The following is a 10,338-nucleotide window of genomic DNA, read 5'->3' as shown; positions in this document are numbered from 1 at the left end:
GACATGAGGGTTCTGAACGAATTCAGGCCCCGGGACGGGGGGGCGGACATCTTCCTCGCCGGCGACGGCAAGGACCCGTCATGGATGATGCTGCGCTGGAGCGAGGCGGATCAGCGCCTGTCGGGCTATCTCGGCGGACCGTCCGGCGACGGCCTGCCGACGGTGCGGCCGGTGATCATGGGAGGTGCCCTGGTCCGGCCCGACACCGTGGGGTCGGTCGGTCTCTGGTCGTTTCTTGCCGCCTCCAACCTGCGCGCCGCGATCGAGGGGGCAAAGGTCCGGGCCGGGCTCTCGAGCCAGGTCAACGCGTGGGAGGCCTTTCTCTCCGGCGGTCCGGGAGATGCCAGTGCGGGCCGGGCCGATGACGATCCCGAGGTGATCCTTCTCGGCAGGGACCAGGCGGGCTGGATGATCGCCAATCGCCTGGTGAAGGATCGCGGCGGGGACCTGACACCAATCCGCAATCCGGCCCTGCGCGTAGGCATGCCGGTCTCGGGCTTCGAGTCGGCCCGGATTCGCGCCGCGGTTTCCTCCGTCTTCAAGGCGATTCCGAAAACGGCGCCTGGAGATATCGAGGCGGCCCGTACGGCGCTCGCCGCGGTCGAGCGTCCGAGCGCGCGCGCCGTCCACTGGTATGCCTCGGCAACGGGAGAGGCGGCCCGCGACCGGATGCAGGCGGCGGCCTCTTTCCCGGTCCTCGCCGGAATGATCGCCGACAACCCGATCCTCGCGCGCGCCGTCGACAGCCGCGAGCCGCTGCAGCCGCTCATCATCGAACGCACCGGGCTCGGCAAGGGCGCGCTGAAGCGGCTTTCCCAGCTCAAGGTCGGCCTGCCGGTCGGGCGGCTGTTCAATGAGGGCGAGGAGGCGCGCGGCGAGGACGCGCTCGGCGTGAACCGGCTTCGCCGCTTCACCGTCTCGGGCGAGGTCTCGCTCGATCTCGCGCTGAAGCACCTTTCCGACCTGCCGCCCGACCGGGTGCCACAGGACGACCGCTCCTGGCGGATCTTCCACGACATCCTCGCGGGCTGCGCGATCCCGCTCGAGAACGGCCTCGGTGTGCCGGTGGCCAAGACGCTCTCGGCCTGCAAGGGCGACTGGGTGGCCTTTCATGCCGCGCTCGCAAAGGCCGCCGACTTCGAGCCGGCGGCCTACGACCGCCGGGCCATCGCGCTGACGACGATCGACGCGATGGAGGCGGTGGAGGATTTCTCGCGCACCGCGGTCATCCCGCTCGCGCTGAGCTCGATCGAAAGCACCGCGGAGGAGATCCCGGAGGTCTCGAACGAGTTCTTCGCGGCCGCCACGGGCGTCGCGTCACGGGTGTTTCTTGGCGAGGCGAAGAATGTCGCGGCCGGCGTGATGGAGCTTGCGCGCCGCTACGCCTCGCGGATCCCGGCGCTCAACGCGGCCACCGGATATGCGGTCGACGACGGCGCGGCGCTGACCGGACGCTTCGAAAGGTATGGCGTTGAGTCCTTCCCGCGGCTCGCCGACAACTTCCATGCCTCGAACGGCTGCGTCGTGAGGCCGCTGATGAATTTCGGGCTGATGCGGCTCGAATCCGAGCGGCTCAACCACTGCGTTGGCCGGCTCTATCTCTCCAAGGCCTTCCAGGCGAATTGCCACATCTTCTCGGTGCAGTCACCCGATGGCAAGGAGAGCTATTCCACGATCGAGCTTTCCGCCATCCGCGGCGAGACCGAGACCGAGGCGCGGCAGAACTTCACGGTCGTTCAGCACCGCTCCAAAGGCAACGGAGATCCCTCGGCTGATGCCGCGGCAGCCTGTGCCGAATGGCTCGGCACCATCAGGAATGGTGCTGCCTGGATCAACTTCGAGGAACTGACCGCCTGGCGCGAGCATGTCCGCGCCCAGGGCCTCGGCAAGGAAAAGAACCATGCCCATGTCGTGACCTGGAAAGGCGTGATCGGGATGGAATGGAGAGAGCCCGAGCGCCGCCAGGCCGCCTGGGAGGAATGGCGCTACATCATCGGCGGCTCTTTCGGGAAATCTCCCTCCGTGGAGGTACTTTTCCGCGACAAGGGCGCGCGTGACCTCGTCGCGGCGATGAGCCCGAAGGCCGCGGCGATCCTGATGGAGCGCGCACGGCAGCCCCGTCCGGCCCTTGAAGAGGCGGCCGAGCCGGAACCGGCGGCTCCGGCGCCATGAATATGCGAAAAGTGTTTCTCAATTTTCTTCGATCTGCCCTAGATTTCGAACTGGAACATCAACAGCCCATCCACGGAGGACATCATGGCTGAGAAACCCGAAGGCAAGAAGGACGACCGCGACTGGAGCACCCGCGTCGGTGTGATCAAGGCGGGCTCGCTCGAGACCTTCAAGACCAAGGACGACAAGGACGCTCTGCGCGCCCTCGTGGTCAACGCGGAAGGCAAGGAAAGCATCGTCGAGGCGTTCAGCGAGGCCGCCCAGACGAAGCTGAAGGAGGTCGCCGGCTCCGACAAGCCGCATGTCTTCCGTGGCCCGGCGTACTTCACCCAGGGCAACGTGGCCCATGTCATGGTCGCGACCGTCCGCGAGCAGGGCGAGCCCACGGCCAAGAAATCCCCCGAAGAGCTCGAGGCCGCCAAGGCCGGCCGCGCTGAGGCCGGCCGTGCCCGCGCCGCCGATCGCGACGCCTCCCGCGTCCTCGTCGAGGCCGGCAGCGTCGACCTGGGCGGCAAGGTCGAGAAGGATGGCGCGTCCCACGAGGTGAACTTCATCGGCGCGACCTTCGACAAGGACGGCAAGTCGTTCGCCTATGCCTATTTCGGCCAGATGGGCGCGGAAATGGCCGAGCGCGCCGCCGAGAAGGCGAAGGAAGAGGAGCCGGCCGGCCCGGGCATGTAATTCCCTCGGGAATCGCATGATACGCCGCCCTTCGGGGCGGCGTTTTCGTTTCCGGCCTCCGCCGCGATTTTTCGCTTGACGTCACCGAAATGCGTTGCGAAAAAGTTTGTCATCAAAAGGAGTTTTCGCATGCCGTATCCCGTCTTCGTCCGCCTGTCCGCCATCCTGGCCGCCGCTGCGGTCATGTCCGTTCCGCTCGCGTCCTCCGTCCTGGCGGATGCGGACTGCTCGGGCGTCGCGGGCCATGTTCCGGCGGATGGCGACCTGACCGCCTTTGCGGTGCCCGCAGCCGGCCTCGACGCCTTCATGAACGCCTCGCCGATGGCGAACGGCATGAAGTTCCGCAGCGAGCTTCGGGACCGCGACCTCTGGCTCGATGTCGTCGAATTCCCCTCCGATACGAGCGGGCTGGCCGGCGCCGTCTCGCTGATGGCGATCGGCCGCGTCGCGGCCGACGAGTTCGACCGGCTCATCCTGGCGGATGGCGAGGAGGGCGTCTTCGAGATCGCGAATGGCGATCTGCGCGCGGTCGGCTGCCGGTTCCTCTGGGGACAGGAGACCGAGGAGGCGCCCTTCGCCCAGATCGTGGAGCTCTTCCAGGGTCTGCGCTCTTACGAGGGCCACGCGCGCGTAACGCCCGAGCTGAGCGGAAATCTCATGCACGACATGACCGTCACGCTAGAGACCCATAACGGGCCCTTCGTCGATGGCTGGCTCCGCTCGGCGGTCAAGTAGGTCGCGCAGGCGGTAGCGGCGGCGGGATCGCCGCCGCTCTCCCCCGTTTGGATTTTCGGTGCCAGGCCCTACTCTTGCGAAAATCGCCATGAGAGGTCCGTTATGTCATCTGAAAAGCATATCCTGATTCCGCTTTTCCTTCGCCGCTCGGACCTGGACGGGGAGGGGCCGGCCAACCTGGCCATGTCGGTCCAGGAGGGCGAGATGGCCGAACTGATCACTGCGGACAACTTCGACGAGCTCCTCGATGACCTGGGCGAGCTCGGCGTTCCGCGCTTCCATGTCTTCGACCTCGTCGCCGAGGCCCGCGCCGCGGAGCTGATGCGCAGGATCGAATCCGGGCGCGCGCGCGGTCATGCCGATGACAGCGAGATCGCGATCCTGCCGGATGGCGAGGGTGTCCTGATGGCCATCAACACGGATGATGCGATCACCAACAACGGCTTCAAGGTCAGTGACTGGCGGACCGAAGGCCCCGGACGCCCCGAGGTCTTCGGCTCCTGGGAGCTGCCGCTTGCGGACTGCGAGGCGCTGCTTTCGGCGCCGCATGACGAGCACCGGATCGCACATGCGCGGGCGGTCGCGGCCAAGGTCGCCGAAATCCCGAACCCGCATGTCATCCAGCACGCCCAGATCGTCCTCGAACAGGCGACGGGCGCCTATGTCGGTTTCCTGAGCATCTCGGTGGCGGATGTCCGCGACACCTTTGGCCAGACCGAGCCCGGGCTGGAGGATGTGCCGGATGCCGGCATCCAGTCCGCGATCTACGCGGAATCGCAGAAATTCGATCCCGAGGAGGCCTTCGGGGTCGCAATGGATGCTGTCTGGGACCGCCTCGTGGCGGATTTCCCCACCCTCGCGGAGGACGGCGAGCCCGAAGATGACGACGGAATGGAACCCTGATGGGCAACCTCGTCTCCAACCGGGTCACGATCTCCTCGGGCTCCGGCGGCCTCGCGGAGGCACGCCTCGAGGAGATCCTCGCTCTTCTCACCGGTCTCGAGCCGGGAGAGGCGCGCAGGCGTCTAGAAGAAGGGGAGCCTGGCTACGGCGCCTGGCTCCCCTTTGCTTTCGGCGGTGTCACGCCGGAACCCCAGAGCCTGGCGGCGACGGGAGAGACGGAAGGCCAAGAACTTGGCCTCGCGATCCTTTCGGGTCCGGATAGCGACTACATCCGGCTCCTGGCCGGCATGGATCCCTTCGAGGACCTCATGCCGCCGGAGATGGCCAGGACCCGCGCCGCGATCCTGAAGCGCCACGGGCTCGACGGCCTCCAGGATGCCGATCTTCTTGCCGAAGGCGAAGCGCGGTTTCCCGAGGCCATCGAGGCGGGGCGCATCGCCATCCGGGCCTACGAGGAGACAGGCCACTTCAACTGGCTGCCCTGGCGCGAGAAGCACTGGGGGACGCGCTGTGACGCGGAGGAGGGGCTCTTCAGGCTCGATGCGGAGGGCGCGCTCTCGGTCCGCTTCGACACCGTGAACGATGTGCCTATCCCCTTCCTGAAGGCCCTGGCCGCGCGGTTTCCCGCGTTGATGCTCGACGGCGCGGGGTTCGACGAGGACACCGAGACCTCGGTCTTCTTCGCGACCGAGGAGCCAGGCCTTCTCGTCGTGGCCGAGGAAGACGATCGCGACGGGGTCGAACGGGCCCACGAGATCGTCTACGGCCATCGGCCGGAGAACGATAACGAGCCGGACGAGGATGAGCCGGACGAGGGAGATGAATTCGAACTATGAGGAGAGCGACATGAGCGACTTCAGGAAGAACTTCGACGACGCGTTGGATAACGCCACCCATGCGGCCCTCTCGGCCTACGGCATGGAAGCCGACAAGATCAATCGGTTCCATCCCGCCACGCTGGAGCAGCTTAATGATGGCATCGAGGAGGTGATGCGAGATCTGATTGACGAGGATCACGTATTCCCAGCCAAGACCCCAGGTTTCGACATGGCCGCGACGCCGCAGGACGCCAAAGGCGTGGATGATGCTGCCGACGAGGCGACGCATCGGGCGTTGGCCTGTTTCGGCCTGACCGCGGAAGAGGTTGACGCTGACGCGCTGAACGACGCCATCACTGAAGTGATGGCCGGGATCGTCGATTTCCGTGACGACACGCCTGGACTCTGATGATGCCGCGCCGCTTCGTCTCGACCGCGCCGGAGCATGTCCGGCGCCGCTACCTGCGCGGCCGGTGCTGGGTGCTCGCGGACGAACTTGTCCGGGCGACCGGGCTCGAGCTCTGGGGTTTGCGCGACGAAAACGGCGACCTGCACCACGCCTTCGCCGCCGATCCGGCTGCGGGTCTCGCCCACGACATCCGTGGCACGATGCCGATCGACAGGGTTGCGGAGGGCTCGGCCGCCAGGGGCGGGCGATGCGTCCCGATCGCGCGCGCGGACATGATCGCCATCTCCGGCGCCTTCGATGCCGCCGAGATCCGCGAGGCGCGGCGCGTCCTGCGCGCCCATCTGCGCAAGTCCGCCGCGGGACCGGCGCCTGAAAAACCGAACTACGACACCGGAGACGCACCCATCGAGCCCGGCTGAAGATCATCGCGCTGCCGCTTGATCTTCCGGCGGGATAATGCAGCATGGCGTTTCGCCCCCGGAGGATCCCCATGCTCCTGCCGCAATACCCGCACGAGATCCTGAACCGCCTCGATGTCTATCTGCCGAGCCTGATCCTGGACAAGCGCATGCCAGGCGCGGGCGGCAATGCCGCGCAGCACCAGGTTCTCCTGCGCGGACTGACCGATGTGCGGCCGGTGTCGCGCGCCCGCGCGTTTCGCGATCTCCTGCCCAGGATCGAGGGTAGCGTTCCGGGCCTTGGCAGGGTCCTGTCCGAGCCGGTTCCGGAGTTCTTCCGGGATGACGATGGCTGGGGCGGCCTCGCATGGGCATTGAATGGCAGCGGGGAGTCCCCGGCCTTGTCATCCCTGATGATCCGGCTGGACCGCGCCTCCGTGGCGCTCCGGACCATGCAGGCGGCCGGAGAAACCAAAAGGATCATCGAAAGCCTGGAATTGCTCGGCTGGGGCGAGCTGGAGACCATGCGCTGGTTTCTCGGCGAACTCCGCCGCGGGACGAACGATCCGGCCCCATCCCGGCTCCTTCCGCTCCATGCCCTCAGCCTTCTCGCCCTCCTCTCGGCCCATGTCGTGGACAAGGACGACGAGGGGTTCTCCCTGTTCATGGATGAATTCATCCGTTCCCGTGACGAGGAGAGCGGCGAGATCCGGGCGGTGCGGTACTGGATGGACGACATGAGGGTCCAGGCCGGCTTCGAGACCCTCGACGGGTTCTTCGATGCCGCACTCGCCGATTTCGGCACCGACCCCGATACGCGGCGCCCGGAGGGCAGGGCCTTCCGGGCCGCAAGGACGATTCCATCCTTCGAGCGGTGCGCGGCGATGACGCGCAATCTCGTGGCGTCGAAGAAGATCGGTGCGGAGATTGAGGAGGACTATACGGTCCTCGGGTACTTCGCGCGATCGCTGCAGAAGCTCCATCGCCTCTGCGCGGAGGCCGCGCCGGATCTCCCCGGCTTCGATCCGATGATGCCGTTCGATGACTGGGAGGTCCTGCGCAGCCCGGAATTCCGGGCGAGACTGGCGCCCGTCTGGAAACAGGCGCCTGCATAGTCCCGGGATCCCGGTCAGCGCCGGCCCTTGTCCGGAAATCCCGCGTAACCCCGGCTTTGCCAGTAGTCGGGCTGCGTGCGGTCGAGCTGGCGGGAATGGGTGTCGTTCTCGTGCTTGCTGTGGGCCTTGCCGCTGTATTTCGCCATGTTAACTCCTTTGGCTGGTTGGCTCTCCGGATGTAGCGCCGCCGCCCGGGTCGGGGGAGTGTGGATCCGGCGACAAATCGCCGGGCCGGCCGAAAGAAGAAAGAATATCCATGATATCGTTACGGCTTTCGAATTTTCGCACAGGCGACTATCCTGGACGGAACGGCAGATCGATGGGCAGCGACCATGGCGAACGAAGTTTCCGGAAAGACGATGGATCCTCACGATCCGCACAATACGGGGATCGAGTACCTCTACTGCGACGGCGACAACTACAAGGTCCGCCGGCGCGTCGTCTTTGCGGGCGCGATCACACTTGAGGGTCATGACCGGATCGCCATGGCGGCGATCGGAGGGGATGCCGACGATCGCCTCGAGTTCATTCCGGGCCAGGTCGGCCTTCCAGACCTCCAGAAGAGCTTCTACGTCCGGGAGATCGAGGTCATCGACGCCATTCTCGCCTCGGATGAGGCGGCCCCGGTGGTGAACCGCATCGATACGGCAGAGCGTCAGCGCTATGCGGATCTGCGCGCCGGGATGGCCGCCACCAGGCCGAGATGGGATCCGGACAAGGATCACCCGGTTCACCTCATCGACGACATCGGGCTCACCGAGGAGGTACCGACCGATCCGCGCGACATCGCCACCTTCATCCGCGAGATGGAGGCCGTGAGCTGGGACCTCGGCTACCTGCCGCCCTTCCATGCCGAGATGGAGGCCAATCACGAGGAGTGGCTCGCGGCCCAGGCCGAGAGCGACGAACCCTCGGCCTGAGCTAAACCGGAAACAAGACGGGAAACAAAATGGGCTACACGCATGTCTTCACACTTCCCCTGAAGGTCGGGGTGTCTGTCGACAAGGAGGGGGGCGATGTCACCGGCGCGCACCTCCTCGAGATCCTGCGCGCGAGGGTCGCGGAATTCGAGAGGGATCCCGAGCTCCTGAAGGCGGCGATCTCGCTGCCGCTGGAGAGCCGCGAGATCGACCTTTGGTGCATGGTGAAGATCGACGCGCCCCGCACCGTCCGCCAGGCCGATGGCGGCTGGGCGGAAATTCCCGAAGATGGGCGGATCCGCACCGAGGACCTGGTCGAGACCAGCCACGCCGCGAACATGAGGCTGCCGCAGGACGCGGTCTGGGTGCGCGCCGAGGATGCGCTGAGCCCGCCGGTCCTGGGCCGGCTCAACTCCGAAGACCGCGCCATCTCCGCCAATGTCGACATCCGCCCCTGGCTCGCCAATGCCGAGACCCACGACATCGAGGGGCTCGAAGCCGAGGGTTGGTCCTTCAGCGAAGCCTCGGAGTGGGTCGCCCGCGGGCTCAAGCATTTCGGCGATCCGACCGCGTCGCGGCTCTTCGCCTATCTCTCGCTCAATCCGACGATGGGCTTCATGCGGGAGCCTGTGGGCTTCTCGGTCGAAACCGATGAGGTCCCGATCATGACCTGGCTGGCCGCAAACCGCCCCGCGATCCACGAGCGCATCGCGGGGACCCTCGGGGTGGAGCCCTGAGGCGGCCGTGGCGGAGCGGCGGCGATCTTGTGATATGCCTCAGGGACATGGATGATGCCGGGAGCGATCCCGGCATCCCGGCCAAACACGATGAAAGATGGATGAATGGTGGCGGACAAGACCAGCAGGATCAGGCGCAGCGATCTGACCAATGACGAGCGCATCGCTATCGCGGAAAGCCTGCAGCTCCGCGTCCTCGAGCAGATCGGCCGGCTCCAGGGCGAGGCCCCGGGCCTCGTCTTTCATGGCGGGACCGCGATCTCGCTCCTGCACGGCTCTCCGCGCTGGTCGGAGGATCTCGATTTCATGGCGACCCCGGAGGCGGTGTCACGGCTCTTCGGCCGGGCCCGGGAAATCGGCGCGGCCCTGCAGATGCAGTCCTCGCTGACCACGCCGGGCGCGACGGTGGGGCTGAGCGTGAAGGGTAGCGGGGATCCGGACCGGACCGGGACGGTCGAGCGCCTCAACGTCCGCTGGGAACACCCCGAAAAGCTCGGGGCGATCCGCATCAAGGTCGAGTTCTACACCTGCCCGGAGGAGCGGCTGGCGGCCTATCTCGCGGCGCCCCGGGTTCCGGCGGTCCGCGGGTTCACCTCCCGGTCGCCGATCGCCGGCGCCGCGCCGGTCTCGATCTGGGCCGACAAGATCGTCGCGCTGGCGCAGCGGCCGGTCCTGAAGCAGCGCGACATCCACGATCTCGGTTTCATCGCGCCCATGGTCCCGGCCGATGCGGACCGCGCCGCGGCGCTCGCGGCCAGCATGGGGATCTATGGGCGGCGCCCCGACGAGATCCGAGACGGCCTCGAGCGGGACTTCGTACACGATGCGGGGACCGACCGCGCCGCCTTCGATGCGGATATGGCGCGCTGGTTCTCGACGGAGGATCATGCGCGGATGCGGGCTGACGGCCACCTCGATGCGCTCTTCGGCGCGTTCCGGCCCGCTTTCGAGCTTGGACGGGATCTCGTCTCGGACATGTCGAGGGATGCCGAATGCGGCCTTTGAGCCTGACCGAAGACGGGCTCCTCGCGGGAGGATCCGCGCTCTGGCTTCAGGGCTGGACGACGCAGATCCACCGGTTGACGGAGATCATCCTGCCGGAGGGGGAGATCGCGGAGACCGCCGGACTGGGACAGGTGAGGATCCTGCGCCGCGACGACCGGCACTTCGCGGTGTTGCGCGACTGGAGCATCGAAGCGGATGGCCGGCGCATGCTGCGGCCCGAGATGGCGATCGCGGATGCCCTGGTCCATCGCGGCGATCCGGAGGCGGCCTGGCTTGCAGCGCCCGACGATATCGATCCGGACGCGTTCGAGACGGACCGGATGCCGGAACTCCTGCGGGCGCTGGACGCGCTCGGCGCGGGACCGGAGGTCGTGGCGGCCGCCGCGGGCTATGCCGACGCGCTCGATCCGGCCCGGGATGCGCCCGCCTACCGGCGTTGAGGTAA

General features: G+C 66.9%; 13 protein-coding genes. 12 read left to right on the top strand and 1 reads right to left on the bottom strand.

The window, feature by feature from the left end:
* Positions 1–3: 3 nt before the first annotated feature.
* The 8 genes from OM960_RS15655 to OM960_RS15620 all read left to right on the top strand — a co-directional run bounded on the left by OM960_RS15655 (position 4) and on the right by OM960_RS15620 (position 7,231).
* A complete protein-coding gene (locus OM960_RS15655) occupies positions 4–2,172 on the top strand; it encodes a PcfJ domain-containing protein (protein ID WP_264772609.1) in 2,169 nt (722 codons plus the stop codon).
* An 84-nt stretch (positions 2,173–2,256) separates the two neighbouring features.
* On the top strand, positions 2,257–2,853 hold the full coding sequence (locus tag OM960_RS15650) for a hypothetical protein (RefSeq protein ID WP_264772608.1): 597 nt from the start codon (positions 2,257–2,259) through the stop codon (positions 2,851–2,853).
* 129 nt (positions 2,854–2,982) lie between these two features.
* The gene (locus OM960_RS15645) at positions 2,983–3,588 is read left to right on the top strand and encodes a hypothetical protein (protein WP_264772607.1); all 606 of its coding nucleotides are present in this window, start codon (positions 2,983–2,985) and stop codon (positions 3,586–3,588) included.
* A gap of 102 nt (positions 3,589–3,690) precedes the next feature.
* Positions 3,691–4,491 carry a hypothetical protein gene (locus OM960_RS15640; RefSeq protein ID WP_264772606.1) on the top strand — a complete coding sequence of 267 codons (801 nt, stop codon included), beginning with the start codon at positions 3,691–3,693 and terminating at the stop codon, positions 4,489–4,491.
* Positions 4,491–5,327 (top strand): hypothetical protein, encoded by an 837-nt coding sequence (locus OM960_RS15635; protein WP_264772605.1) that lies wholly within the window; start codon positions 4,491–4,493, stop codon positions 5,325–5,327. Before OM960_RS15640 ends, OM960_RS15635 begins: the two co-directional genes overlap by 1 nt.
* 10 nt (positions 5,328–5,337) lie before the next feature.
* A complete protein-coding gene (locus OM960_RS15630; RefSeq protein WP_264772604.1) occupies positions 5,338–5,718 on the top strand; it encodes a hypothetical protein in 381 nt (126 codons plus the stop codon).
* Between the two features lie 2 nt (positions 5,719–5,720).
* Positions 5,721–6,137, top strand: coding sequence for a hypothetical protein (locus tag OM960_RS15625; RefSeq protein WP_264772603.1), 417 nt, complete (start codon positions 5,721–5,723; stop codon positions 6,135–6,137).
* Between the two features lie 71 nt (positions 6,138–6,208).
* Positions 6,209–7,231, top strand: coding sequence for a hypothetical protein (locus OM960_RS15620; RefSeq protein WP_264772602.1), 1,023 nt, complete (start codon positions 6,209–6,211; stop codon positions 7,229–7,231).
* A gap of 14 nt (positions 7,232–7,245) precedes the next feature.
* On the opposite strand, the gene OM960_RS15615 is transcribed toward OM960_RS15620, so the two are convergent.
* Positions 7,246–7,377: a hypothetical protein gene (locus OM960_RS15615; protein WP_264772601.1), complete on the bottom strand. Its 132-nt coding sequence runs from the start codon at positions 7,375–7,377 to the stop codon at positions 7,246–7,248.
* 213 nt (positions 7,378–7,590) lie between these two features.
* On the opposite strand from OM960_RS15615, the gene OM960_RS15610 reads away from it, so the two are divergent.
* The 4 genes from OM960_RS15610 (at position 7,591) to OM960_RS15595 (ending at position 10,333) form a co-directional block, all read left to right on the top strand.
* Positions 7,591–8,151 carry a hypothetical protein gene (locus OM960_RS15610; RefSeq protein WP_264772600.1) on the top strand — a complete coding sequence of 187 codons (561 nt, stop codon included), beginning with the start codon at positions 7,591–7,593 and terminating at the stop codon, positions 8,149–8,151.
* Positions 8,152–8,180: 29 nt separating this feature from the next.
* The gene (locus OM960_RS15605) at positions 8,181–8,888 is read left to right on the top strand and encodes a hypothetical protein (protein ID WP_264772599.1); all 708 of its coding nucleotides are present in this window, start codon (positions 8,181–8,183) and stop codon (positions 8,886–8,888) included.
* A gap of 108 nt (positions 8,889–8,996) precedes the next feature.
* On the top strand, positions 8,997–9,893 hold the full coding sequence (locus OM960_RS15600) for a nucleotidyl transferase AbiEii/AbiGii toxin family protein (protein WP_264772598.1): 897 nt from the start codon (positions 8,997–8,999) through the stop codon (positions 9,891–9,893).
* Entirely contained in the window at positions 9,881–10,333 is a 453-nt protein-coding gene (locus OM960_RS15595; RefSeq protein WP_264772597.1) for a hypothetical protein, read from the top strand. The genes OM960_RS15600 and OM960_RS15595 overlap by 13 nt, the downstream gene beginning before the upstream one ends.
* The last annotated feature ends 5 nt before the right edge of the window (positions 10,334–10,338 follow it).

Origin of the sequence: Defluviimonas salinarum (genome assembly GCF_026013545.1) — a bacterium.
Lineage (GTDB): Bacteria > Pseudomonadota > Alphaproteobacteria > Rhodobacterales > Rhodobacteraceae > Albidovulum > Albidovulum salinarum.
Note: the sequence above shows the minus strand (reverse complement) of the source record. Positions and strands in the feature narration are given on the sequence as shown.

Coding starts and splice junctions, on each gene's coding strand:
- OM960_RS15655 (WP_264772609.1), top strand. CDS start 4: ATGAGGGTTCTGAACGAATTCAGGCCCCGGGACGGGGGGGCGGACATC.
- OM960_RS15595 (WP_264772597.1), top strand. CDS start 9,881: ATGCGGCCTTTGAGCCTGACCGAAGACGGGCTCCTCGCGGGAGGATCC.
- OM960_RS15640 (WP_264772606.1), top strand. CDS start 3,691: ATGTCATCTGAAAAGCATATCCTGATTCCGCTTTTCCTTCGCCGCTCG.
- OM960_RS15605 (WP_264772599.1), top strand. CDS start 8,181: ATGGGCTACACGCATGTCTTCACACTTCCCCTGAAGGTCGGGGTGTCT.
- OM960_RS15650 (WP_264772608.1), top strand. CDS start 2,257: ATGGCTGAGAAACCCGAAGGCAAGAAGGACGACCGCGACTGGAGCACC.
- OM960_RS15610 (WP_264772600.1), top strand. CDS start 7,591: ATGGATCCTCACGATCCGCACAATACGGGGATCGAGTACCTCTACTGC.
- OM960_RS15630 (WP_264772604.1), top strand. CDS start 5,338: ATGAGCGACTTCAGGAAGAACTTCGACGACGCGTTGGATAACGCCACC.
- OM960_RS15645 (WP_264772607.1), top strand. CDS start 2,983: ATGCCGTATCCCGTCTTCGTCCGCCTGTCCGCCATCCTGGCCGCCGCT.
- OM960_RS15635 (WP_264772605.1), top strand. CDS start 4,491: ATGGGCAACCTCGTCTCCAACCGGGTCACGATCTCCTCGGGCTCCGGC.
- OM960_RS15620 (WP_264772602.1), top strand. CDS start 6,209: ATGCTCCTGCCGCAATACCCGCACGAGATCCTGAACCGCCTCGATGTC.
- OM960_RS15615 (WP_264772601.1), bottom strand. CDS start 7,377: ATGGCGAAATACAGCGGCAAGGCCCACAGCAAGCACGAGAACGACACC.
- OM960_RS15625 (WP_264772603.1), top strand. CDS start 5,721: ATGCCGCGCCGCTTCGTCTCGACCGCGCCGGAGCATGTCCGGCGCCGC.